At 66.4% G+C, this 19959-nt stretch carries 20 protein-coding genes; 3 read left to right on the top strand and 17 right to left on the bottom strand.

Translation table 11 applies throughout. The annotated features are described in order from the left end of the window. Positions 1–26 precede the first annotated feature (26 nt). The 7 genes from AB4Z48_RS02560 to urtA form a co-directional block, all read right to left on the bottom strand. Positions 27–329: an urease subunit gamma gene (locus tag AB4Z48_RS02560; RefSeq protein ID WP_441612296.1), complete on the bottom strand. Its 303-nt coding sequence runs from the start codon at positions 327–329 to the stop codon at positions 27–29. A gap of 104 nt (positions 330–433) precedes the next feature. After that, positions 434–1309: an urease accessory protein UreD gene (locus AB4Z48_RS02565; protein ID WP_441612297.1), complete on the bottom strand. Its 876-nt coding sequence runs from the start codon at positions 1307–1309 to the stop codon at positions 434–436. A 126-nt stretch (positions 1310–1435) separates the two neighbouring features. Further along, a complete protein-coding gene (gene urtE / locus AB4Z48_RS02570) occupies positions 1436–2128 on the bottom strand; it encodes an urea ABC transporter ATP-binding subunit UrtE (protein ID WP_441612298.1) in 693 nt (230 codons plus the stop codon). A gap of 64 nt (positions 2129–2192) precedes the next feature. Further along, on the bottom strand, positions 2193–3041 hold the full coding sequence (gene urtD / locus AB4Z48_RS02575; protein WP_441612299.1) for an urea ABC transporter ATP-binding protein UrtD: 849 nt from the start codon (positions 3039–3041) through the stop codon (positions 2193–2195). Next, positions 3038–4237 (bottom strand): urea ABC transporter permease subunit UrtC, encoded by a 1200-nt coding sequence (gene urtC / locus AB4Z48_RS02580; protein WP_441612721.1) that lies wholly within the window; start codon positions 4235–4237, stop codon positions 3038–3040. The genes urtD and urtC overlap by 4 nt, the downstream gene beginning before the upstream one ends. Next, on the bottom strand, positions 4237–5871 hold the full coding sequence (urtB, locus tag AB4Z48_RS02585) for an urea ABC transporter permease subunit UrtB (RefSeq protein WP_441612300.1): 1635 nt from the start codon (positions 5869–5871) through the stop codon (positions 4237–4239). Before urtB ends, urtC begins: the two co-directional genes overlap by 1 nt. A gap of 176 nt (positions 5872–6047) precedes the next feature. Beyond that, positions 6048–7313 carry an urea ABC transporter substrate-binding protein gene (gene urtA, locus AB4Z48_RS02590; RefSeq protein ID WP_441612301.1) on the bottom strand — a complete coding sequence of 422 codons (1266 nt, stop codon included), beginning with the start codon at positions 7311–7313 and terminating at the stop codon, positions 6048–6050. A 390-nt stretch (positions 7314–7703) separates the two neighbouring features. Here urtA and AB4Z48_RS02595 point away from each other — a divergent pair, with 390 nt between their 5' ends. The 3 genes from AB4Z48_RS02595 (at position 7704) to AB4Z48_RS02605 (ending at position 9550) form a co-directional block, all read left to right on the top strand. Next, complete coding sequence (locus AB4Z48_RS02595) at positions 7704–7982, top strand: hypothetical protein (protein WP_441612302.1); 279 nt, start codon at positions 7704–7706, stop codon at positions 7980–7982. A gap of 52 nt (positions 7983–8034) precedes the next feature. Continuing rightward, entirely contained in the window at positions 8035–8181 is a 147-nt protein-coding gene (locus AB4Z48_RS02600; protein WP_441612303.1) for a hypothetical protein, read from the top strand. A 67-nt stretch (positions 8182–8248) separates the two neighbouring features. Next, the gene (locus tag AB4Z48_RS02605; RefSeq protein WP_441612304.1) at positions 8249–9550 is read left to right on the top strand and encodes an MFS transporter; all 1302 of its coding nucleotides are present in this window, start codon (positions 8249–8251) and stop codon (positions 9548–9550) included. Positions 9551–9600: 50 nt separating this feature from the next. On the opposite strand, the gene AB4Z48_RS02610 is transcribed toward AB4Z48_RS02605, so the two are convergent. From AB4Z48_RS02610 to nuoL, 10 genes are all read right to left on the bottom strand, one after another. Further along, the gene (locus tag AB4Z48_RS02610; protein ID WP_441612305.1) at positions 9601–10080 is read right to left on the bottom strand and encodes a MaoC family dehydratase; all 480 of its coding nucleotides are present in this window, start codon (positions 10078–10080) and stop codon (positions 9601–9603) included. 95 nt (positions 10081–10175) lie between these two features. Beyond that, positions 10176–10625 carry a MaoC family dehydratase gene (locus AB4Z48_RS02615; RefSeq protein ID WP_441612306.1) on the bottom strand — a complete coding sequence of 150 codons (450 nt, stop codon included), beginning with the start codon at positions 10623–10625 and terminating at the stop codon, positions 10176–10178. A 78-nt stretch (positions 10626–10703) separates the two neighbouring features. Beyond that, positions 10704–11822: an acyl-CoA dehydrogenase family protein gene (locus AB4Z48_RS02620; RefSeq protein WP_441612307.1), complete on the bottom strand. Its 1119-nt coding sequence runs from the start codon at positions 11820–11822 to the stop codon at positions 10704–10706. 13 nt (positions 11823–11835) lie between these two features. Then, the gene (locus AB4Z48_RS02625) at positions 11836–13038 is read right to left on the bottom strand and encodes an acyl-CoA dehydrogenase family protein (RefSeq protein ID WP_441612308.1); all 1203 of its coding nucleotides are present in this window, start codon (positions 13036–13038) and stop codon (positions 11836–11838) included. A 94-nt stretch (positions 13039–13132) separates the two neighbouring features. Beyond that, positions 13133–13585, bottom strand: a complete 453-nt coding sequence (locus AB4Z48_RS02630) for a DUF1178 family protein (RefSeq protein ID WP_441612309.1) — start codon at positions 13583–13585, stop codon at positions 13133–13135. A 218-nt stretch (positions 13586–13803) separates the two neighbouring features. Beyond that, on the bottom strand, positions 13804–14451 hold the full coding sequence (locus AB4Z48_RS02635) for an NUDIX domain-containing protein (RefSeq protein WP_441612310.1): 648 nt from the start codon (positions 14449–14451) through the stop codon (positions 13804–13806). A 51-nt stretch (positions 14452–14502) separates the two neighbouring features. Beyond that, positions 14503–14811: a DUF2818 family protein gene (locus AB4Z48_RS02640; protein ID WP_441612312.1), complete on the bottom strand. Its 309-nt coding sequence runs from the start codon at positions 14809–14811 to the stop codon at positions 14503–14505. Between the two features lie 20 nt (positions 14812–14831). Then, entirely contained in the window at positions 14832–16307 is a 1476-nt protein-coding gene (gene nuoN, locus AB4Z48_RS02645) for an NADH-quinone oxidoreductase subunit NuoN (protein ID WP_441612313.1), read from the bottom strand. Positions 16308–16325: 18 nt separating this feature from the next. After that, on the bottom strand, positions 16326–17792 hold the full coding sequence (locus AB4Z48_RS02650) for an NADH-quinone oxidoreductase subunit M (protein ID WP_441612314.1): 1467 nt from the start codon (positions 17790–17792) through the stop codon (positions 16326–16328). Positions 17793–17805: 13 nt separating this feature from the next. Continuing rightward, positions 17806–19908 carry an NADH-quinone oxidoreductase subunit L gene (nuoL, locus tag AB4Z48_RS02655; protein WP_441612316.1) on the bottom strand — a complete coding sequence of 701 codons (2103 nt, stop codon included), beginning with the start codon at positions 19906–19908 and terminating at the stop codon, positions 17806–17808. Positions 19909–19959 lie beyond the last annotated feature (51 nt).

Raw genomic sequence — 19959 nt, forward strand, 5'->3', positions numbered from 1 at the left:
GGACGCCGCGCCGCGGCCTGCCCGCTTCAGACGATCGGGTGATGCACGGTGACCAGCTTGGTGCCGTCCGGGAAGGTGGCTTCCACCTGGATCTCAGGGATCAGTTCCGCGATGCCGTCCATCACATCCTCGCGCGTGAGCACGGTGGTGCCTTCGTGCATCAGCTCGGCCACGGTGCGGCCGTCGCGCGCGCCTTCCATGATGGCGGCGGTGATCAGCGCCACCGCTTCCGGATAGTTGAGCTTGAGCCCGCGCGCGCGGCGGCGCTCGGCCAGCAGCGCGGCGGTGAAGATCAGCAGCTTGTCCTTTTCCCGCGGAGTCAGTTCCATCCTGGTATTCCCGTTGTTCCGTTGTTATTCGTGCCGTGCCGGCGTTGCCATCGCGACGCTCATGTCGCCGATGTCGCCCATGTCGCCCATGTCGCCCACACCGCTCATGTCGCCCACAGGCGCAGCGGCTTGGCCGGCACGCCATGGATGGGCTCGCGCAACGCGGTCCACGCCTGCACCATCACGCCCCTCACCGCCTCCATGCGCGCGCCCAGCACGCGCAGCAGCAGCATCGCCTGCCCGTCCTGTTCCAGGCGGGTCACGCCCGCTCGCAGATCGGGCCGGTACGGCAGCGCTTCGGCCAGCGTTTCGGCGAGCGCCTGCGTGGCACCCTCGCCCACCGCCCACAGCGTGCCCATGACATTGAGCCCGTCCAGCCCCGCCGGCGCGTGACGCAGCGAGGAGCCGGCATCGAGCTGCGCGCGCTCGATCCACAGGGCGCGCGGGCTGCCCGCGAGGGCGATGCGCGTCTCCATGTGGAGCGTGCCGCGCGACCACGTCTCGCCGCTGGCCTGGCGCCCCAGCACGATGGCATCCCAGCCGATCGCGCTGGCCCCGGGCGCCACCGTCACGGTGGTGGCAAGGCGCGCGTGCGCGTCGTCGAACACGATGTTCTCCTGCGGCAGCCAGTCGAGCCGGGCGCCGGCCTCCAGCGTCAGCGTGACGCGCTGCGCCGCCTCGCGGCCGAGCGATTTGTACCACTTGGTCGCACCGGGCGTGGCGAGCACGGCATGCGCGCCGGCCCCCGCCACCAGGTCGATCTGCAGGGTGTCGCCGCCGGCAATGCCGGCAGGCGGATGCAGAATCACCGCGTGGCAGATACCGCCTTCGGGATAGAGCGGCTTCTGCACCAGCAAGGGGCCGCGATGGCGGCGCTCGACCAGCGCTGTGCGCTCGCCGCGCGCGGCGAAGCCCAGGCGCAGGCTGGCCTCCCATGCGGGCGGCATGGCCAGGGTAGAAGGAAAGTCAGGATGACGCATGCTTGCTTGGAAGGCGGGCGCCGCCGGGGCACACGCGGCGCGCGTGATGCGGGCATCATAGCGCGCGGCCGGGCCGGCTGGAAGTGGTATCGCGAGGCAACGCCATGCGGCCCGCCCGCGCGTCCCTCACACCGCGATCAGCTCCCGCACGCCGTCGTCTTCCATGCGCGCGCCGTCGCCCCTGGCCACCACTTCGCCGCGGCTCATCACCACATAGTTGTCGGCCAGGTGGCGGGCGAACTCGTAGTACTGCTCCACCAGCAGCACCGTCATGCCGAACTCGTCCACCAGCAGCCGCAGCGCGCGGCCGATGTCCTGGATGATCGATGGCTGGATGCCTTCGGTGGGCTCGTCCAGGATCAGCAGTTCCGGCTCGCTCATCAGCGCGCGGCCGATGGCCAGTTGCTGCTGCTGGCCGCCGGAGAGGTCGCCGCCGCGGCGCTGGCGCATGCTGCGCAGGACCGGGAACAACTGGTAGATGCGGTCGGGCACGCCGCTCGGGCGCTTCAGGCTGGCGGCGCCGATCAGCAGGTTTTCCTCCACGGTGAGGCGCGGGAAGATCTCGCGCCCCTGCGGCACGTAGGCCAGACCGGAAGCCACGCGTTCGTAAGGCGGCTTCTTTTCCAGCGCCTTGCCCGCCCAGCTGATGCTGCCGCTCTTGGTCGGCACCACGCCCATCAGGCACTTCAGCAAGGTGCTCTTGCCCACGCCGTTGCGGCCCAGCAGCGTGGTCAGCTTGCCTTGCGGCACGTCGAAGCTGACATTGCGCAGGATATGGCTGCCGCCGTAGAACTGGTTCAGTGCGTTGACCTGCAACATGGTCTTGTTCCTTGTCTTTTCTGTCCGGCCGCGTCGCACGCGGCCGGGTTGGACGGCGCGGGCACTACCGCCCGAGATAGGATTCGATCACGCGCTCTTCGCGCTTGACGGCGTCGAGCGTGCCTTCGGCCAGCACGCTGCCCTCGGCCAGCACGGTCACGGTGCCCTTGTCGCCCGCCAGCRCGGCGACGAACTCCATGTCATGCTCCACCACCATCATCGAGCAGGTGCCGCGCAGGCTGTTGAGCAGCTTGGCGAGCTGCATGGTTTCCTCGTCCGTCATGCCGGCCACCGGTTCGTCGAGCAGCAGCAACTGCGGCTGCTGCATCAGCAGCATGCCGATCTCCAGGCGCTGCTTCTGCCCGTGCGAGAGCAGCCCCGCCGGCCGGTAGGCCTCGGCCTCCAGCCCGGTCACCGCCAGCGTCTCTTCGATGCGGCGATGCCCTTCCGGGCCAAGGCGCGCGCGCAGCGACGACCACCAGCGCTTGTCGGCCTTCATCGCCAGTTCCAGGTTCTCCCACACTTCATGCTGCTCGAACACGGTGGGCTTCTGGAACTTGCGGCCGATGCCGGTCTGCGCGATCCTGGGCTCGGTCATGCGCATCAGGTCGATGCTCTGGCCCAGGAACACGCGGCCGCTCACATTGGCGTTGCGCGGCCCGGTCTTGCCGGTGATCACGTCCATCATGGTGGTCTTGCCCGCACCGTTGGGCCCGATCACGCAGCGCAGCTCGCCGTGGTCGATCGACAGCGTGAGCTGGTTGAGCGCACGAAAGCCGTCGAACTGCACGGTGACGTCTTCGAGGTAGAGGATGGGTCCGTGCGAGACGTCGATGACGCCCGGCTCCAGCACGTGGCCGAGGCCGGTGGCGTCGCCGCTTTCCGCTTGCTGTGCTCCCAGTGCCGCGTTCATGCTTCACCTCCGCTGCGCGTGGCTGCCGCCGGCGTGGCCACCGGTGCCTGCGGCGCCGAAGGCGCGCGCATGCCGCGCAGCCGCTTGACCAGGCCGACCACGCCATCGGGCAGGTACAGTGTGACCAGCACGAACATGGCGCCCAGCAGGAACAGCCAGTATTCGGCGAAGTACGCCGTGAACATGGTCTTGGCGCCGTTGACCAGGAAGGCACCGATGATCGGGCCGATCAGCGTGCCGCGTCCGCCCACCGCCACCCACACCGCCATCTCGATCGAATTGGCCGGCGACATCTCGCCGGGGTTGATGATGCCCACCTGCGGCACGTACAGCGCGCCGGCAATGCCGCACAGCACGGCAGAGAAGGTCCACACGAACAGCTTGTAGCCAAGCGGGTTGTAGCCGGAGAACATCACGCGCATCTCGGCATCGCGCACCGCCGTCACCACGCGGCCGAGCTTGGACGTGACGATGTAGCGGCAGGCCACGAAGCCCGCCAGCAAGGCCGCGAAGGTGAGCACGAACAGCGCGGTGCGCGTGTGCGGCGCGGCCACGGCGAAGCCGGCGATGCGCTTGAAGTCGGTGAAGCCGTTGTTGCCGCCGAAGCCGGTCTCGTTGCGGAAGAACAGCAGCATGGCGGCGTATGTCATCGCCTGCGTGATGATCGACAGGTACACGCCCTTGATGCGCGAACGGAAGGCGAAGAAGCCGAACAGCCACGCCAGCACGCCCGGCACCAGCACCACCAGCAGCATCGAATAGCCGAGGTGCTCGGTGCCGTGCCAGAACCACGGCAGCTCCTTCCAGTCGAGGAACACCATGAAGTCCGGCAGGTCGCTCTTGTACACGCCTTCGCGCCCGATGGAGCGCATCAGGTACATGCCCATGGCATAGCCGCCGAGCGCGAAGAACAGGCCGTGGCCGAGGCTCAGGATGCCGCAATAGCCCCACACCAGGTCCAGCGCGATGGCGGCCAGCGCGAAGCACATGATCTTGCCGACCAGCGTCAACGCGTACGCCGACAGGTGCAGCGGATGGCCTTCGGGCAGCAGCAGCGCGCACACCGGCACGCCCACGCCGACGATCAGCGCGATCGCCAGCAGCGCGGCCCAGCCGCGCCGCGAGAACAGCGGCTGGCGCGCGGGCACCGCCAGGCGGAAGCCCGTTGGGGATGGATTGGTTGTCGTTGTCTGCATCATGCCTCCGCGCTGCGCCCCTTGAGCGCGAACAGTCCCTGCGGGCGCTTCTGGATGAAGAGCACGATCAGCACCAGGACGAAGATCTTGGCCAGCACCGCGCCGTAGAACGGCTCGATGAATTTGTTGATGAGGCCCAGGCCGAAGGCGCCGATGATGGTGCCGGCCAGCTGGCCCACGCCGCCCAGTACCACGACCATGAACGAATCGATGATGTAGGCCTGGCCGAGATCCGGCCCGACATTACCGATCTGCGACAGCGCGCAGCCGCCCAGCCCCGCGATGCCCGCGCCGAAGGCGAAGGCGTAGCTGTCCACCTTCCACGTGCGCACGCCGACGCAGGCCGCCATGGTGCGGTTCTGCGTGGTGGCGCGCACGAACAGGCCGAGCCGCGTGCGGTTGAGCACGCCCCACGCCACCGCCACCACGGCCAGCGCGAACACGATGATGACCATGCGGTTGTAGGGCAGCACCAGGCCCGGCAGCATCTCGATGCCGCCGCTCATCCAGGACGGATTGGCCACTTCCACGTTCTGCGCGCCGAACAGCGTGCGTACCGCCTGCATCAGCAGCAGGCTTACGCCGAAGGTGGCCAGCAGCGTTTCGAGCGGCCGCCCGTAGAGATGGCGCAGCACCAGCCGCTCGAGCACGAAGCCGACGATGCCCGAGGCCAGGAACGATGCCGGCAGCGCCGCCAGCAGGTACCAGTCGAAGGCGCCGGCGAAGTGCGCGCGGAACACGCCCTGCACCATGTAGGTGGCATAGGCGCCGATCATGAGGAATTCGCCGTGCGCCATGTTGATGACGCCGATCAAGCCGTAGGTGATGGCCAGGCCCAGCGCGGCCAGCAGCAGCACGCTGCCAAGGCTCAGGCCGGCGAACAGGTTGCCGATCAGCTCGGCGCGGCGCTGGTCGCCGCGCAGCGCATCGAGCGCCTGCTGGGCGGCGCCGCGCAGTTCCGCATCGGGCTCGCGGTAGTTGCCGGCGGCGTCCTTCTCCAGCAGCGGCTGCAGCTTCTGCCGGCTTTGCGGATTGCTGTCCAGGCCGAGGATCCTGATCGCTTCGAGCCGGTCATTGCGGTTGCCGTCGGCCAGCACGATATTGGCCCAGATCACGTCGAGCTTGGTGCGCAGGCCGGCGTCGGCCTCGGCCTTGCGCGCGGCTTCCACGACTTCGCGCGAGGCGCTGCCGGGCTGGTCCAGCAGCGTATTGACGGCCTGCGCGCGCACCAAAGCGTCGGACGACTGCAGCAGCATGCTGCTGGCCGCGCTGTCCACCATTGCGCGCAGGCTGTTGTTCAGGGTGAGCGACTCCAGCGCGTCGGGCTTGACGTCGACCGGCTTGCCGCTGATGGCATCGACCAGCTTGTCGCCGTCCTGGCGCACCATGCCGACAGCGGGAGCGTATTGCAGCGTATCGTCCTGCAGCGCCTTGAGGATGGGAGCGGCCTGCTCTGCCGGCGCCTTGGTGAGCGCGCTCAGCGCCGCGGTCTTGGCGTCGAAGTCGTCTTCGACCAGCGGCTTGAGGTCGGCCTGTGTCAGCGGCGCCGCCCACAGCGGCGCGGCGGCCAGCAGCAGCGCTGCCAGCAGGGCGCGCAGCCACGGCACGGCGGAAATGAATTGGGATCGGTGCATAAGTGCCGGCGGAGTCTTGGTGGCGCGTTGGGTCGCGTCTTGGTGTTCTCTGTGTTCGGGTGGGAGCAGCACGAGGCGGTAGAAGACCCGCTGTTTCGCTCCCGCTGCCTTGCTCCTCCGTCCCGCGCACGGGACGGAGGAGCAAGGCCTGGCAATGTGAAGTAGCCCGACAGGCCTTACATCACCTTGTCCGGCTTGCCTTCGTTACCCGCGATGAACGGGCTCCACGGTTGCGCGCGGACTGCCTTCGGGGTCTTCCACACCACCGAGAACTGGCCGTCGCCCTTGACCTCGCCGATCATCACCGGCTTGTACAGGTGATGGTTCTCGCCCATGGTCAGCGTGAAGCCGTCCGGCGCCTTGAAGGTCTGGCCATACATGGCGGCGCGCACCTTGTCGGTATCGGTGGTGCCGGCCTTCTTCACTGCCTGCGCCCACATGTGGATGCCAACGTAGGTGGCTTCCATCGGGTCGTTGGTCACGCGCTTCTCCGCGCCCGGCAGGTTGTTGGCCTTGACCCACGCAGCCCATTGCTTCTTGAAGGCATCGTTCTCGGGGTTCTTGACCGACATGAAGTAGTTCCACGCGGCCAGGTGGCCCACCAGCGGCTTGGTATCGATGCCGCGCAACTCTTCCTCGCCGACCGAGAACGCCACCACCGGCACGTCCTTGGCCTTCAGGCCGGCGTTGCCCAGTTCCTTGTAGAAGGGCACGTTGGAGTCGCCGTTGATGGTGGAGATCACCGCGGTCTTGCCGCCCTGCGAGAACTTCTTGATGTTGGCGACGATGGTCTGGTAGTCGCTGTGGCCGAACGGCGTGTAGACTTCTTCGATATCCTTGTCCGCCACGCCCTTGCTCTTGAGGAAGGCGCGCAGGATCTTGTTGGTGGTGCGCGGGTAGACGTAGTCGGTGCCCAGCAGGWAGAAGCGCTTGGCGCCGCCGCCTTCCTTGCTCATCAGGTATTCCACCGCGGGGATGGCCTGCTGGTTGGGTGCCGCGCCGGTATAGAAGACGTTCTTGGACATCTCCTCGCCTTCATACTGCACCGGGTAGAACAGCAACGAATTCAGTTCCTCGTAGACCGGCAGCACCGACTTGCGCGATACCGAAGTCCAGCAGCCGAACGTGACGGCGACCTTGTCCTTGGTGATCAGCTGGCGGGCCTTCTCGGCGAACAGCGGCCAGTTGGAGGCCGGGTCCACCACCACCGGTTCGAGCTTGCGGCCGAGGACCCCGCCGCTCTTGTTGATCTCGTCGATGGTCATCAGCGCCACGTCCTTGAGGGACGTTTCGGAAATGGCCATGGTGCCGGACAGCGAATGCAGGATGCCGATCTTGATCGGCTCCTTGGACTGCGCCATTGCCAGCGGGCTGACGCCAGCGGTTGCGAAAAGCGCCGCGGCGGCTACCGCCGACAGCTTCAGCATGTCACGTCGTTTCATTACAGCTCCCAGATTGTCGTGTTTGATAAGGAACAACGCACCCCGGGAATGCTTCTGCAACTAGCGTGCCATGGCGTGAAGCGCGTGCCCGGGCCCTCCAGCACGGGCCCGGGCGCCTCCGGCGACAACGGCCGGCCCTTGCGCACCACGACAGTGCGCCGCCCGCGCGCACCAAGCATGTGCGGCGCGCAAAGCCCACTTCAGATTGGGGCACACCTGCACACCGGCACCGGCGGCGCTGGTGCGCGGCGGCACCATACTGCAGCGCGCCGGTCGCCTGCCTTCGCGCGCGACATGCTGCGCCGTGACTTGCCCGAATCCGGAAACGGCTCTATGGTTCCCCATCGCTGCGGCGGCACATAGAAAAAGCAGCAACCGGAGACAGCCAATTTGAAAGCCGCACGGCAGCAGCTGGACGGCACCGGCGCCCGCACGGGCGTGCCCGGCGCCGACCGTATCGTGGTCAGCGGGGCGGGCTTGGCCGGCACGGTCGTCGGCACGTGGCGCGACAACACCTGTCCCGGCCGTGGCAGCGACATCCCCTTTCATCCCTGCAGTTTTTCCTTTGCACCGAAGCGGGACCGGTCCGCGGCGTACCGCTGGCAGCCAGCCACGCCGCGCCGGCGGGATTTCACGCTGCGCAAGGCGGCTGAGGCCGCGGCCCGCTAGCCACCCTGCCCGCCCACGCCGTCGGGTCACGACCCGCGACAGGAGAATGCCAATGAGAGCGCCTGCAAGACAAAGCGGTCATGGCCACTGTCGCCGCGCCGGCGATCAGGCGCGCTGCGCGGAGACCGGCGGCGGCCACCTGGCCATGCCGGAGCAGCCCGGACGGCTGCGCGATCTGATCGTGCGGCACCTGGATTGAACGCGCCGCGCCCCGCTTCCCACCCGATTCCCACCCGCCTCTTCCCTGCCACCCACCGCGCATACCCATGAACCTTCCCTCGTCCTACCAGCCGCGTCGCGCCTGGGCCATGGCTTCGATGCTGACCTGGCTCGCGCTGATCAACTTCCTCGACAAGATCGTACTGGGCATGGTCGCCGTGCCGATGATGGCGGACCTGAAGCTGTCGCCCGCGGAATTCGGACTGGTCGCCAGCAGCTTCTTCTGGCTGTTCGCGCTGTCCACCGTGCTGGTGGGCTTTCTCTCCAACCGCGTTGCCACGCGCTGGCTGCTGCTGGCGATGGGCGTGGCATGGGCGGTACTGCAGGTGCCCGTGGTGCTGGCCGGCTCGGCCATGACCATCCTGGTGTGCCGCATGCTGCTGGGCGCGGCGGAGGGTCCGGCCTTCCCGATCTCCGTGCATGCGCTCTACAAATGGTTTCCCGACCACAAGCGCAACCTGCCCGTGGCGGTGGTGAACCAGGGCGCCACGGTGGGCCTGCTGGTGGCGGGCCTGGCGATTCCGCTGGTGTCGCTGCAGTGGGGCTGGCGCGCCAACTTCATCGTCCTCGGCGCGATCGGCGCGGCGTGGAGCGTGATGTGGCTCTGCGTGGGCCGCGAAGGCTCGCTGACCCAGCCCGCGGCGCAACATGCGGGCGGCGGCGCGCCCGCCGCGCGGCTGCCCTACCGGCGCATCTTCCGTGACCCGACCGTGCTGTCGTGCATGGCGCTGAACTTCTGCGCCTACTGGGCACTCGCGCTCGCGCTGACATGGCTGCCGGCGTGGATGGAGAAGGGACTCGGCTTCAACCCGGTGGCCACGGGCCGCTGGTACGCGGTGATCGTGGTGGCGGCCATGCCGACCACGCTGGTGCTGAGCTGGCTGTCGCAGCGCATGCTGCGCAATGGCGCCTCTTCGCGGCTGGCGCGCGGCGTCCTGATTTCAGTCCCGGCCATGGCGGGCGGCGTGATGTACCTGGTGATCGAATCGGTGACGCTGTCGCCGGTGCCGATGGTCCTGCTGCTGGCGGTGGCGGGCGCGCTGCCGCCGGTGGCCTATGCACTCTCGCCCGCCATGCTGGCCCAGGTCGTGCCCGAAGCGCAGCGCGGCAGCGTGCTGTCGATCCATACCGCGGTGATTTCGCTGGCGGGCATCGTGGCGCCGGCGGTGATGGGGCAGCTGGTGCAGCGCCACGGCATGAACGGCGGCTTCGACGTGGGCTTCACCATCAACGCCCTGCTCCTGCTCGTCAGCGGTGCGATGGGCTTGCTGTGGCTGAATCCGGAGCGCTCGGCAAAGGCGCTGGCAAGGGCCACGCAGGAGATGATGCCGGCGCGGTCGCCGGCCTGAGGCAGGCACGCGGCCGGGGCGGGCTCGCCGCCGCGGCCGCGTCGCGAGGACTACGAATAGCGGCGGCTGATCGATTCCGCCACGCACACGGGCCGGTCGCTGCCTTCGCGCTCGACCGTGACCTCCCAGTTCGACTGTGCGCCGACCAGGCCGGGCGCGTTGGGCAGCGGCTCCAGGCGCTCCACCGACAGCAGTTTCACGCGCGCGCGCAGGCGGCTGCCGACCGGCACCGGCGCGGTGAAGCGCACGCGGTTCAGCCCGTAGTTCACGCCCATCTTTACGCCGGGCATGTCCAGCGCGTTATGCATGAAGGCCGGCAGCAGCGACAGCGTCAGGAAGCCGTGCGCCACCGGTCCGCCGAACGGCGATTCGCGGCGGGCGCGCTCCACGTCGATATGGATCCATTGATGATCGCCGGTGGCTTCGGCGAACTGGTTGACCTGTTGCTGGGTGATCTCGATCCAGTCGCTGGTGGCCACTTCCTGGCCCTGCAGGCTTTCCAGTTCTTCGAGCGAAGCGATGGTACGCATGATGTCTCCTCGTTGTTGTGGTGGTGAGCGGCGGCCGCGATCGGCGTCGGTGCGGCCAGATGATGCCTTGATGTCCGCGGGCTGGCAACGGCCTCTCAGACCGGGCGGCGGCCGTACATGCCCATGCCCTTGACCGTGCAGACCAGCTCGCCGCGCTGGTTGGTGGCTTCCCATTGCGTGTGCACCACGCCGCGGTCCGGCCTGGAGGCCGATGCGCGCGCGTCGAGCACCACCAGCGACACGCTCAGCGTATCGCCGGCATAGACCGGCTTGAGCCAGCGGATCTCGTCCACGCCGGGCGAGCCCATGCTGGCCGCACCGGTGGTCATGCTGTCCACCAGCAGCCGCATCATGATCGAGCAGGTCATCCAGCCGCTCGAGATCAGGCCCTTGTAGATGCTGTCCTGCGCCGCTTCCTTGTCGATATGGAAGGGCTGGGGATCATACTGGCGCGCGAAGGCGAGGATCTCCTCCTCGGTCACCAGGCGGGAGCCGAGGTCGCACTTGCTGCCGACGGCGAAGTCTTCGAAATACAGGGTGGGCATGGATCGTTCCGTCTACGGCCACTGCAGAATGAAAAAACCGCGCCTGGACTACGGCGCGGTTCTTGTCTTCGACCTGGATCAGGCAGTTTCCAGGAAGCCGGGCTGGGTCGCGAAGCGGCCCAGATGGTGATCGACATCGCCGAAGGTGGTGTTGATCAGCGTCAGGCGCTTGAACATGTGCGCGGCCGGCAATTCGTCGGTCACGCCCATGCCACCGTGGATCTGCACCGCTTCCTGGCCGACCGAGCGTGCGGCCTGGCCGACGCGCGCCTTGGCCGCGGAAGCCAGGCGACGGCGCTCTTCGGGGCTGGCCTCGTCGAACTTGGCGGCGGCCAGCAGCGTGATCGAGCGCGACTGCTCGGCATGGATGAACATCTCCACCATGCGATGCTGCAGCGCCTGGAAGCGCGCGATGGGCTGGCCGAATTGCTGGCGGGTCTTGGCGTATTCCAGCGTGGCGGCGTTGAGCGTGTCGATCACGCCGACGGCTTCCGCGCACAGCAGCACGGCGGCGTAGTCGGCCACCTGCTCGATCACGTCCCAGGCGGCACCGGCAGTGCCCAGCAGCTCGCCCTGCGCATCCTTGAAGGTGATATCGGCTGCGCGCAGGTTGTCGATGGTGCGGTAGTCGGTGATGCTGACGCCGGCGGCCTTGGGATCGACCAGGAACAGCGAGATGCCGCCGGTGTCGGCATCGGCACCGGAGGTGCGGGCCGAGACGATCAGGCGGCCGGCCTGCGCGCCGTGGATGACCACGGACTTGCGGCCGTTGAGCTTGCCGTCCTTCGCGGTGACGCGCACGTCGTTGAGCGCGTAGCGGGCGTGCGGCTCGTTGAATGCCACGGCCAGCTTCAGCTCGCCACCGGCGACCTGCTCCAGCAGCGCATCCTGGCCGCCGGCCAGCTTGAGCGCGTAGGCGCCGACCACGGTGGCGAAGTACGGCTCCACCACCAGGCCGCGGCCCAGTTCCTGCTGCACCACCATCATGTCGACCGCCGTACCCGAGAAGCCGCCCTGCGCTTCGGGCACCGGCAGCGCGGTCAGGCCGAGCTCGACCAGCGCGCCCCAGGCTGCATCGCCATGGCCGCTGGCGGTCTTGATGCCCTTCTTGCGGGTCTCGAAGTCGTAGCTCTTGTCGATGAAGCGGTGGATGGCATCGGCCAGTTGCTTCTGTTCGTCGCTGAGATTGAAGTTCATATCGCGTGTCTCCTCACAGCCCCAGGATCATCTGGCTGATGATGTTCTTCTGAATTTCGTTGGACCCGCCGTAGATGGAGGTCTTGCGATAGTTGAAGTAGTAGGCGGCCAGCGGCGCGGCATCGTCGTAGCCGGTGACGGCATGTTCGTGCTCGCACTCCAGGTAGGCCGTGTCGAACGGCTGCGCGTAGGGGCCGACGGCCTCCACCATCAGCTCGGTCAGCATCTGCTGGATCTCGGTGCCCTTGATCTTGAGCATCGAGGCCTCGGGGCCGGGGCCCTTGCCGGCGCTCTCGCTCGATACCACGCGCAGCACGGTCAGTTCCAGCGCCATCAGTTCGATTTCCAGCGCGGCGACCTTGGCGCCGAACAGCGGGTCTTCGAGCAGCGGGCGGCCGTTCTTCTGCTGCTGCTTGGCGACGCGCTTGAGGAAGCCCAGCTCGCGCTTGGAGTTGCCCACGCGGGCGATGCCGGTGCGCTCGTGGCCGAGCAGGTACTTGGCATAGGTCCAGCCGCGGTTCTCTTCGCCCACGCGGTTCTCCACCGGCACCTGGACGTTGTCGAAGAACACTTCGTTCACTTCATGCTCTTCGTCGAGCATGATGATCGGGCGCACGGTGATGCCCGGGGTCTTCATGTCGATCAGCAGGAAGGAGATGCCTTCCTGCTTCTTGGCTTCGGGATCGGTGCGGACCAGGCAGAAGATCATGTCGGCGTGCTGGCCGAGCGTGGTCCAGGTCTTCTGGCCGTTGACGATGTAGTGCTTGCCGTCCGAGGTCAGCTCGGCGCGGGTCTTCACCGACGCCAGGTCGGAGCCCGAACCCGGCTCGGAGTAGCCCTGGCACCACCAGTCGGTGCAGTCCAGGATGCGCGGGAGGAAGTACTGCTTCTGCTCCTCGCTGCCGTACTTCATGATCACCGGCGCGACCATGGCCACGCCGAAGGGCAGCACGCCGGGCGCGCCGACGCGGGCATTTTCCTCGTCCCAGATATGGCGCTGGGTGGCGTTCCAGCCGGTGCCTCCGTACTGCACGGGCCAGTGCGGCGCGGACCAGCCGCGGCCTGCCAGCAGCTTGTGCCAGCGCACCAGGTCGTCGCGGTTCGGGCGACGATGGTTGAGAATCTTGCTGCTGATGTCGGCCGGCAGAGTGGCCTCCAGCCAGCCGCGCACTTCCGCGCGGAAGGCATCGTCGGCCGCCGAGTAGTTGAGATCCATGCCCGTCTCCAGTGATGCCGGTGTGAGACCGGCATATTGTTCTAGCTAGCGCGTCATGCGCCGGCAAGACACTGCCGCGGGCACAGGACGCTATTCAGTGAGCCGTCTGCTTGAGCGCATCCGGCACCACGAGCTGGAAGGTATCGATGCCCTCTTCGGCAAGCGCCTGCACTTCGTCCGGGGACGCCGTGCCGCGGATGCCGCGTTCCGGTGTCTCGTCGTAATGCATGCGCCTGGCCTCTTCGGCAAAGCGTTCGCCCACATCCTCCGTCTGCGCCAGTACCTGCCTGACCGCCTTCATGTAAAGCGACTGCAGGGTCACGGCAGCCGCGGCCGGGGCTTTCGCCTCGGCCGGCCTGCCCGCCGGTGCCGCGGTCGCGCCTGACAGGTTCAGGCGCGGCGCGCTGGGCAACCGGGTGATGGCATGGTCCGCGCAGATGGGGCATTGGACGAGTTTCTGCAGAATCTGCGCTTGCGCATCGTCCTCCGAAGCAAACCAGCCCTCGAAACGATGGTCTTGCGCACAACGCAGGTCGAGCACCTTCATGATGTTTCCAGCCCGTCGAAAGCTATAGTATCCGCGAAACGGAATTTTGTGAACGGTCGTGCTAATTTTTTTGCGACCTTGCGCCGCCGGCTTGGCACAACCGCTTGGTACGGCGCCAGAACCGGGGGCATGGTCGCAATGGCACGGCTAAGGAATGGGATTCTACGCGCATGCCCGGCAGCTTGCCGGGCATGGCCTGGAGGGATCGCCGCCGGGGCTCAGCGCAAGCCGGGCAGCGCTTGCTCGCCGGGCTGCCAGGCCCCGGAGATCACTTTCTCCAGCCAGAAGGCGCCGATGATGGTTTTGACGTCGGTGATGCGTCCGCGGCGCACCCAGTCGATCACCTGCCCGGCCGGCGCGATGAAGGTCTCGAGGAATTCGCCCTCGTCGAGCTCGGCGGCGCCCGCGCTCAGGTCGCGCGCGAGGAAGATGTCGATGAACTCGGTGGAATACGAGATGACGGGGTGGATGCGCGTGAGGTAGTCCCAGCGCCGGGCGCTGTAGCCGGTTTCCTCCCGCAGCTCGCGCTCGCCGCAGCGCTGCGCGCCTTCCTGGGCATCGAGCTTGCCGGCGGGAAACTCAAGCATCACCTCGCCGACCGGATAGCGGAACTGCCGCTCCAGCAGCACGCTGCCGTCGTCGAACAGCGGGATCATCATCACCGCGCCCGGATGCAGCACGTACTCGCGCCCGGCATGCTTGCCGTCGGGCAGCCTGACGATGTCCTGCTTGAGCGTGAGGAATTTGCCCTGGTGCAGCGTGGCGGACGCCACGCAGGTTTCCTTCAGGGCCAGATCGCCGCCGGCGGCGAGATCGTCGTTGTCGGTGTCCGCGAGGGCCGCGGCCGTGTCCATCTTGTGGCTCATGAAAGCTCCGGGTCCGGATGCGGCCGGCCGGGCGTCTTCACTGCCCGGGCCTCAGGCCGCGCGATGTTTGACGAGGTATTGCCAGGTGAAGCCGGGGAAGGCGAACACCAGCATCATGCAGGCAGTGATGGCGTAGAACTGCCAGCCCTGCGGGAATGCGTTGCCGAGCCCCGCCTCCACCGCAAAGCCGGCCAGGCCGGCGCCCACGTACCAGGTGATCAACTCGGCCAGCCTGATCCACAGCGGCTTCCGGGCGAAGCGCAGCGGCACCAGGACGAACAGGCGCTGGTTGACGAACGGCAGGTTGGCACAGACGAGTGCCAGCAAGATGACAAACCAGCCTGCCGCGGACGAACTCATATGCCTGTGCCGCCTTTGCTTCAGGACGCCAGCGAGGCGCGGATAGCCTGGTAGCACAGGTTCATCAGCGCCGACGGGAACACGCCCAGGGCGATGATGACCGCGCCGTTCAGGCTCAGCATCGAGCGCAGGCCGAAGGTCGATTCGAGCTTGCGATCGTCTGCCGGCGCATCGAAGTACATCAGCTTGACCACGCGCAGGTAGTAGAACGCGCCGATCAGCGAGAACAGCACCGCCACCACGGCCAGCCAGGTCATGCCGCTCTTGACGACCGCTTCCAGCACGGCCAGCTTGGCGTAGAAGCCCATGGTCGGCGGGATGCCGGCCAGCGAGAACATCATCACCAGCATCAGCAGCGCGTACCAGGGGTTCTTGCGCGACAGGCCCTTGAGGTCGTCCAGGGTCTCGGCTTCGAAGTCCTTGCCGGCGCGCAGCAGCACGATGCCGAAGGTGCCCAGCGTGGTCAGCACGTAGGTCACGGCGTAGAACATCGACGCGCCATAGGCGCCGGCGGCACCGTCGGCACGCCCGTCAGCCACGCCGGACAGCATGCCCAGCAGCAGGAAACCCATGTGCGAGATGGTGGAGTACGCCAGCATCCGCTTCAGGTTGGTCTGCACGATGGCGGTCAGGTTGCCGATGGCCAGCGAGGCCACGGCCAGCACGGCCAGCATCAGCTGCCAGTCCACCGCCAGCGGCAGCAGGCCTTCGACCAGCAGGCGCAGCGCCATGGCGAACGCGGCCAGCTTCGGCGCACCCGCGATCAGCAGCGTCACCGCGGTCGGCGAGCCCTGGTAGATGTCCGGGATCCACATGTGGAACGGCGCGGCGCCCATCTTGAACGCAATGCCGGCCACCAGGAAGACCACGCCGAACGCCAGCATGGTGGTATTCACGCGGCCCGACTCCACCACGCGGAACACTTCGCCCAGGTTCAGCGAACCGGTGGCGCCATACAGCATGGACATGCCATACAGCAGGAAGCCCGAAGCCAGCGCGCCCAGCACGAAATACTTGATGGCGGATTCCGATGTCACGCGGTTGTCGCGGCGCAGGGCCACCAGCGCATACGACGCCAGCGACAGCAGTTCCAGGCCCAGGTACAGGGTCAGGAAGTTGTTGCCGGTGATCATGACGATCTGGCCGCCGAGCGTGAACAGCGCGAGCATGTAGAACTCGCCGCTGAACATCTCGCGGTCGGCCAGGTAGCTGCGGGTATAGACCAGCGTGATGAACAGCGCGGCCGAGCAAAAGGCCGACAGCACGTTGGCCATCGGGTCCACCACCACCAGGTTGGCGAAGGCGTAGTTGGTTTCGCCGGCGGCTGCGTTGAGGCCGAACCATACGGTCAGCACGAGCGTGATCAGCAGCGACAGCGGATAGGCCAGGCTCGTGCGCTTGCTGCCGCGGGCCAGATCGATCCAGTTGACCGCGGCGATCGCGATCGCCAGGAAGATGATTGGCGCCACAGGTGCCATTGTCGAGGACGGTTGCATGTTTGTTTCTCTCCCCGATTACAGCTTCGACTGCGCCACGTGCGACAGCAGGTTCACCACGGAAGCGTGCATCACATCGGTGAAGGGTTTCGGATACAGGCCCATGTACAGGGTCATGATCGCCAGCAGGCCGAGCATGAAGAACTCGCGCTTGTTCAGGTCGATCAACTCGGCCACGTGCTTGTGCACCACGTCGCCGAAGATCACGCGCTTGACCATCCACAGCGAATAGGCGGCGCCCAGGATCAGCGCGGTGGCAGCCAGCAGGCCGATCCAGAAGTTGAACTTGACCGCACCCAGGATCACCATGAACTCGCCGACGAAACCCGAGGTGGCCGGCAGGCCGCAGTTGGCCATGGCGAAGAACACCGACAGCGCGGCGAACTTCGGCATGGTGTTCACCACGCCGCCGTAGTCGGCGATCTGGCGCGAATGCACGCGGTCATACAGCACGCCGATGCAAAGGAACATGGCGCCCGAGATAAAGCCGTGCGAGATCATCTGGATAATGCCGCCCTCGATGCCGATCTCGTTGAAGATGAAGAAACCGAGCGTGACGAAACCCATGTGGGCGATCGACGAATACGCCACCAGCTTCTTCATGTCCGCCTGCACCAGCGCGACCAGGCCGATGTAGATCACCGCGATCAGCGAAATGGTGATGATGAAGGCTGCCATGCTATGGCTGGCGTCGGGTGCGATCGGCAGCGAGAACCGCAGGAAGCCGTAGGCACCCAGCTTCAGCATGATGGCCGCCAGCACCACCGAGCCGCCGGTCGGCGCTTCCACGTGAGCGTCGGGCAGCCAGGTGTGGACCGGCCACATCGGCACCTTGACCGCGAAAGCCAGGAAGAAGGCGATGAACAGGCCGATCTGCTCGTTCATGGACAGCTTGGCCTGGTGCCATTCGAGGATATCGAAGGTACCGGTCTTGCTGTACAGGTACAGCAGCGCAACCAGCGTCAGCAGCGAGCCGAGCAGCGTGTAGAGGAAGAACTTGAAGGCCGCGTACACGCGGTTCGGGCCGCCCCACACGCCGATGATGATGTACATCGGGATCAGGGTGGCTTCGAAGAACACGTAGAACAGCATGCCGTTGAGCGCGCTGAACACACCGATCATCAGGCCCGACAGGATCAGGAACGAGGCCATGTACTCGGCCACGCGCTCGGTGATCACTTCCCAGGCGGAGATCACCACGATCACCGTGATGAAGGCGGTCAGCACCACGAACCACATCGAGATGCCGTCGACACCCAGGTGGTAGTTGATGTTGAAGCGCTCGATCCATTCCGCCTTCTCGACGAACTGCATGGCAGCCGTGGAACGGTCGAAGTGCAAGACCAGGGGCAGCGTGACGATGAAGCTGGCGACCGAGCCGAACAGCGCCGCCCAGCGCACGTAGCAGCGACTGCGATCGGACCCGGAGGCAAGGACTAGCAAGCCAAAGAAGATCGGCAGCCAGATAGCGAAAGACAGAACCATTTTCTTGTTTTCCTTACTTGGCGCCCACCGTGGCGAACGAGGTGCCGAACACCGTCAGCGACAGCAACACCAGCATGCCCAGGATCATGGCGAATGCGTAGTGGTAGATGTAACCGGACTGCAGGTAGCGGCTCACCGAAGCAAACCAGCCCACCACGCGCGCCGCGCCGTTGACCACCAGGCCGTCGATCAGGCCCTGGTCGCCGCCCTTCCAGAGGCCGGTGCCCAGCAGGCGGGCACCGCGTGCGAACACGGCTTCGTTGATGGCGTCCATGTAGTACTTGTTGTCGAGCAGCGTGTACAGGCCCGAGCAACGTTGCTTGATGGCAGCCGGGATATCCGGGCGCTTCATGTAGAAGAACCACGACAGCACCACGCCCGCGATGGCCAGCCACAGCACCGGCGTGGTCAGCGAATGCACGCCCATCGCCACCCAGCCGTGGAAGGCTTCGGCCAGCTCTTCCATCGCATGATGGTTCTCGCCGACGTAGATCACGTTCTTGAAGGCCACGCCGTTCTTGAAGAAGTCGCCGAACAGCATCGGGCCGATGGCGATCRCACCGATCACCACCGAGGGGATGGCCAGCATCACCAGCGGCAGGGTCACCACCCACGGCGACTCGTGCGGCTTTTCGCCGGGCGCCAGGCCATGGTGATGGTCGGCCGAGACTTCCTCGTCTTCGTGGTCGCCATGGTGGTTGTGCTGATCGTGGTTCTCCTTGCCGAAGCGCTCTTCGCCGTGGAACACCAGGAAGTACATGCGGAAGGAATAGAACGCCGTGACGAACACACCGGCCAGCACCGCGAAGTAGGCAAAGCCCGAGCCCGCGATATGGGATTCGGCCACGGCCTCGATGATCGAGTCCTTGGAGTAGAAGCCCGCGAAGAACGGCGTGCCGATCAGCGCCAGCGAACCGACCAGCGAGGTGATCCAGGTGATCGGCATGTACTTGCGCAGGCCGCCCATGTTGCGGATGTCCTGGTCATGGTGCATGCCGATGATGACCGAGCCGGCCGCGAGGAACAGCAGCGCCTTGAAGAAGGCGTGCGTCATCAGGTGGAACACCGCCACCGAGTAGGCCGACGCGCCCAGCGCGACGGTCATGTAGCCAAGCTGCGACAGCGTGGAGTAAGCCACCACGCGCTTGATGTCGTTCTGGATGATGCCCAGGAAGCCCATGAACAGCGCCGTGATCGCACCGATCACCAGCACGAAGGACAGCGCGGTGTCGGACAGCTCGAACAGCGGCGACATGCGCGCGACCATGAAGATGCCGGCCGTCACCATGGTGGCGGCGTGGATCAGCGCGGAGATCGGGGTCGGGCCTTCCATCGAGTCGGGCAGCCACACGTGCAGCGGGAACTGGGCCGACTTGCCCATGGCACCGATGAACAGGCAGATGCAGGCGACCGTGATCATCAGCCAGTCGGTACCCGGGAAGATCACCGTGGCGAGCTGCTCGCGCGCGCCGAACACGTCCGTGTAGTTCATGCTGCCGCTGTAGGCCAGCAGCAGACCGATGCCGAGGATGAAGCCGAAGTCGCCGACGCGGTTGACCAGGAACGCCTTCAGGTTGGCGAAGATCGCGGTCGGGCGGGTGTACCAGAAGCCGATCAGCAGGTAGGACACCAGGCCCACCGCTTCCCAGCCGAAGAACAGCTGCAGGAAGTTGTTGCTCATGACCAGCATGAGCATCGAGAAGGTGAACAGCGAGATGTAGGCGAAGAAGCGGTTGTAGCCGGGGTCTTCCGCCATGTAGCCGACGGTGTAGATGTGCACCATCAGCGAGACGAAGGTCACCACCACCATCATCATCGCGGTGAGCGAGTCGACCAGGAAGCCCACTTCCATCTTGAGGCTGCCGATCGTCATCCACTCGTACACGGTGGCGTTGAAGCTCGCGCCGTTCAGCACGTCCATCAGCACGATGATCGACAGCAGGCAGGAGATCGCCACGCCGAGGATCGTCACGGTGTGGGCCAGCGAGCGGCCGGCGCGCGTCTCCGAGGAGAACGTGCTGAAGAACTTGGTGCCGAACAGGCCGGCGATGGCTGCACCGGCTAGCGGTGCGAGCGGGATCGCCAGTAGCAGGTTGGGGTCGAGCGTGGTTGCCATAGGACGCTTAGTGGTGTGCGGTCGGAGAACGGTCTTGGTTCATAACGTAGC

The organism is Cupriavidus sp. 2TAF22, from assembly GCF_052115045.1.
Classification (GTDB): Bacteria; Pseudomonadota; Gammaproteobacteria; order Burkholderiales; family Burkholderiaceae; genus Cupriavidus.

Bases quoted from the DNA above. Each gene is read 5' to 3' on its own strand.
- AB4Z48_RS02560 (WP_441612296.1), bottom strand. From the start codon at position 329: ATGGAACTGACTCCGCGGGAAAAGGACAAGCTGCTGATCTTCACCGCC.
- AB4Z48_RS02565 (WP_441612297.1), bottom strand. From the start codon at position 1,309: ATGCGTCATCCTGACTTTCCTTCTACCCTGGCCATGCCGCCCGCATGG.
- urtE (WP_441612298.1), bottom strand. From the start codon at position 2,128: ATGTTGCAGGTCAACGCACTGAACCAGTTCTACGGCGGCAGCCATATC.
- urtC (WP_441612721.1), bottom strand. From the start codon at position 4,237: ATGCAGACAACGACAACCAATCCATCCCCAACGGGCTTCCGCCTGGCG.
- urtB (WP_441612300.1), bottom strand. From the start codon at position 5,871: ATGCACCGATCCCAATTCATTTCCGCCGTGCCGTGGCTGCGCGCCCTG.
- AB4Z48_RS02600 (WP_441612303.1), top strand. From the start codon at position 8,035: ATGAGAGCGCCTGCAAGACAAAGCGGTCATGGCCACTGTCGCCGCGCC.
- AB4Z48_RS02605 (WP_441612304.1), top strand. From the start codon at position 8,249: ATGAACCTTCCCTCGTCCTACCAGCCGCGTCGCGCCTGGGCCATGGCT.
- AB4Z48_RS02610 (WP_441612305.1), bottom strand. From the start codon at position 10,080: ATGCGTACCATCGCTTCGCTCGAAGAACTGGAAAGCCTGCAGGGCCAG.
- AB4Z48_RS02615 (WP_441612306.1), bottom strand. From the start codon at position 10,625: ATGCCCACCCTGTATTTCGAAGACTTCGCCGTCGGCAGCAAGTGCGAC.
- AB4Z48_RS02620 (WP_441612307.1), bottom strand. From the start codon at position 11,822: ATGAACTTCAATCTCAGCGACGAACAGAAGCAACTGGCCGATGCCATC.
- AB4Z48_RS02625 (WP_441612308.1), bottom strand. From the start codon at position 13,038: ATGGATCTCAACTACTCGGCGGCCGACGATGCCTTCCGCGCGGAAGTG.
- AB4Z48_RS02630 (WP_441612309.1), bottom strand. From the start codon at position 13,585: ATGAAGGTGCTCGACCTGCGTTGTGCGCAAGACCATCGTTTCGAGGGC.
- AB4Z48_RS02635 (WP_441612310.1), bottom strand. From the start codon at position 14,451: ATGAGCCACAAGATGGACACGGCCGCGGCCCTCGCGGACACCGACAAC.
- AB4Z48_RS02640 (WP_441612312.1), bottom strand. From the start codon at position 14,811: ATGAGTTCGTCCGCGGCAGGCTGGTTTGTCATCTTGCTGGCACTCGTC.
- nuoN (WP_441612313.1), bottom strand. From the start codon at position 16,307: ATGCAACCGTCCTCGACAATGGCACCTGTGGCGCCAATCATCTTCCTG.
- AB4Z48_RS02650 (WP_441612314.1), bottom strand. From the start codon at position 17,792: ATGGTTCTGTCTTTCGCTATCTGGCTGCCGATCTTCTTTGGCTTGCTA.